General features: G+C 75.6%; 1 protein-coding gene and 1 pseudogene. One reads left to right on the top strand and one right to left on the bottom strand.

Annotated features, from left to right (window positions below; all coding sequences use genetic code 11):
- Nucleotides 1-138: pseudogene (locus EAO77_RS40785) on the top strand (wyosine base formation domain-containing protein); the annotation flags it as partial.
- Between the two features lie 97 nt (nt 139-235).
- On the opposite strand, the gene EAO77_RS36275 reads toward EAO77_RS40785, so the two are convergent.
- Nucleotides 236-1,027 carry a TIGR03084 family metal-binding protein gene (locus EAO77_RS36275; protein ID WP_147992553.1) on the bottom strand — a complete coding sequence of 264 codons (792 nt, stop codon included), beginning with the start codon at nt 1,025-1,027 and terminating at the stop codon, nt 236-238.
- Nucleotides 1,028-1,929: the final 902 nt, after the last annotated feature.

The following is a 1,929-nucleotide window of genomic DNA, read 5'->3' as shown; positions in this document are numbered from 1 at the left end:
CTGCTCGTCACCCAGCGCGCCCACCGCGCCGACCTCGCCCTGCGAGCCGAGGGCGCGGACGCCGACCGCTGGCTGGACATCGCCCAGGCCTTCGCCGGACTCCCCGGCAAGGGTCGCGCCCCCAAGGGGGACGCATGACCCTGCACGGTCATCCCGCCCCTGGTGCGGGCGCCCGCACCAGGGGCGGGGTGACCGTGCGGGGCGCCCGCACCAGGGGCGGGATGACCGTGCAGGGTCATGCGTCCCCCTTGGGGGCGCGACCCTTGCCGGGGAGTCCGGCGAAGGCCTGGGCGATGTCCAGCCAGCGGTCGGCGTCCGCGCCCTCGGCTCGCAGGGCGAGGTCGGCGCGGTGGGCGCGCTGGGTGACGAGCAGCGCGAAGTCGAGCGCGGGCCCGGTCACGCGCTGCGGCGCGTCCTCGGGGCCGTACGCCCACGTCTCGCCGGCCGGCCCGGTCAGTTCGACGCGGAACGGCTCGGCGGGCGGGGTGAGTCCGTGCACGCCGTACGCGAAGTCCCGTGTACGGAAACCGATCCGCGCGATCTGCGCGAGGCGGGACGTGGGGGCGCGTTCGACACCGAGGGCGTCGGCCACGTCCTGGCCGTGCGCCCAGGTCTCCATCAGCCGGGCGGTCGCCATCGACGCGGTGCTCATCGGCGGGCCGAACCACGGGAAGCGCGCGCCGGGCGGGGCTTCGCGCAGGGCGAGCAGCAGCCGCTCGCGGCCTTGCCGCCATCGGTCGAGCAGCTCGGCGGGCGCCAGGGCCGCGCCCTCGGCCGCGCCGTCGTCGACGAAGCTTCCGGGGGCGGCGAGCGCCTCGCTCACGGCGGCGGCGAACCCCTCGGCGTCGGTGACCGCGAGATGGGCGGCCCGGTCGGTCCAGGCGAGGTGGGCGATCTGGTGGGCGACACTCCAGCCCTCGGCGGGCGTCGGCGCGGCCCACCGGCCGGGGTCCAGCGGCGCCACCAGCCGGTCGAGCGCGTCGCTCTCGTCGCGCAGGTCGTCGAGTACGGCGGACGGGTCGGACACGGGCGCTCCTCGTGGGCACGGCGGGTCTGTGCCCTGGAGCATGGCAGCGGCCGAGAAAACAAGCAAGCATGCTTGCTTTGATTTTTTGGGGGGCTTGGCGAGCTGAGGTGGTCCGCCCTGTGCGGGCGTGGTGGTGGGCGCACCCCCGCTGCGCGCGGGTGTCCTCAGGCGCCGGACGGGCTGTTGTGGTGCGGGGTTCGTTCGCCCCGTGCGGGCCGGTGGTTGCAGCACGGCCTGCGGCCGTGTCCTCAAGCGCCGGACGGGCTGCTTTGGTGGGGGTGGTCCGCCCCGTGCGGCCGGTGGTCGCTCGCACCCCCGCTGCGCGCGGGTGTCCTCAAGCGCCGGACGGGCTGGGGTTGCCTGGGCGTGGCCGGGTACGTGTGTGTGCCGTTGGGGCGCTGCGGGGGTGTGTGCGGGCGAGGCTCGCCCGGGGTTGGCCCGTCCCTAGCGCAACGACGTTTTATCGCCCGCACACACCCCCTCCGCGCCCCTGTCGACGTGAGCGAACCGGCCCGTCCTGGCTGGGGGAGGAGTCTTCGACTGCGGGCCGTCGTGTGTATGTGTGTTGCGGCCGAAGGCCGCGCACGAGCCGGCCGAAGGCCGGTCATGGGCCCACCGGGGCGCAGACCGACAGTCCCCTCCMCCASSSWGGACGGGCCGGTTCGCTCACGTCGACAGGGGCGCGGAGGGGGTGTGTGCGGGCGATAAAACGTCGTTGCGCTAGGGACGGGCCAACCCCGGGCGAGCCTCGCCCGCACACACCCCCGCAGCGCCCCAACGGCACACACACGTACCCGGCCACGCCCAGGCAACCCCAGCCCGTCCGGCGCTTGAGGACACCCGCGCGCAGCGGGGGTGCGAGCGACCACCGGCCGCACGGGGCGGACCACCCCCACCAAAGC

Source organism: Streptomyces sp. T39 (genome assembly GCF_008042045.1).
Lineage (GTDB): Bacteria > Actinomycetota > Actinomycetes > Streptomycetales > Streptomycetaceae > Streptomyces.
Note: the sequence above shows the minus strand (reverse complement) of the source record. Positions and strands in the feature narration are given on the sequence as shown.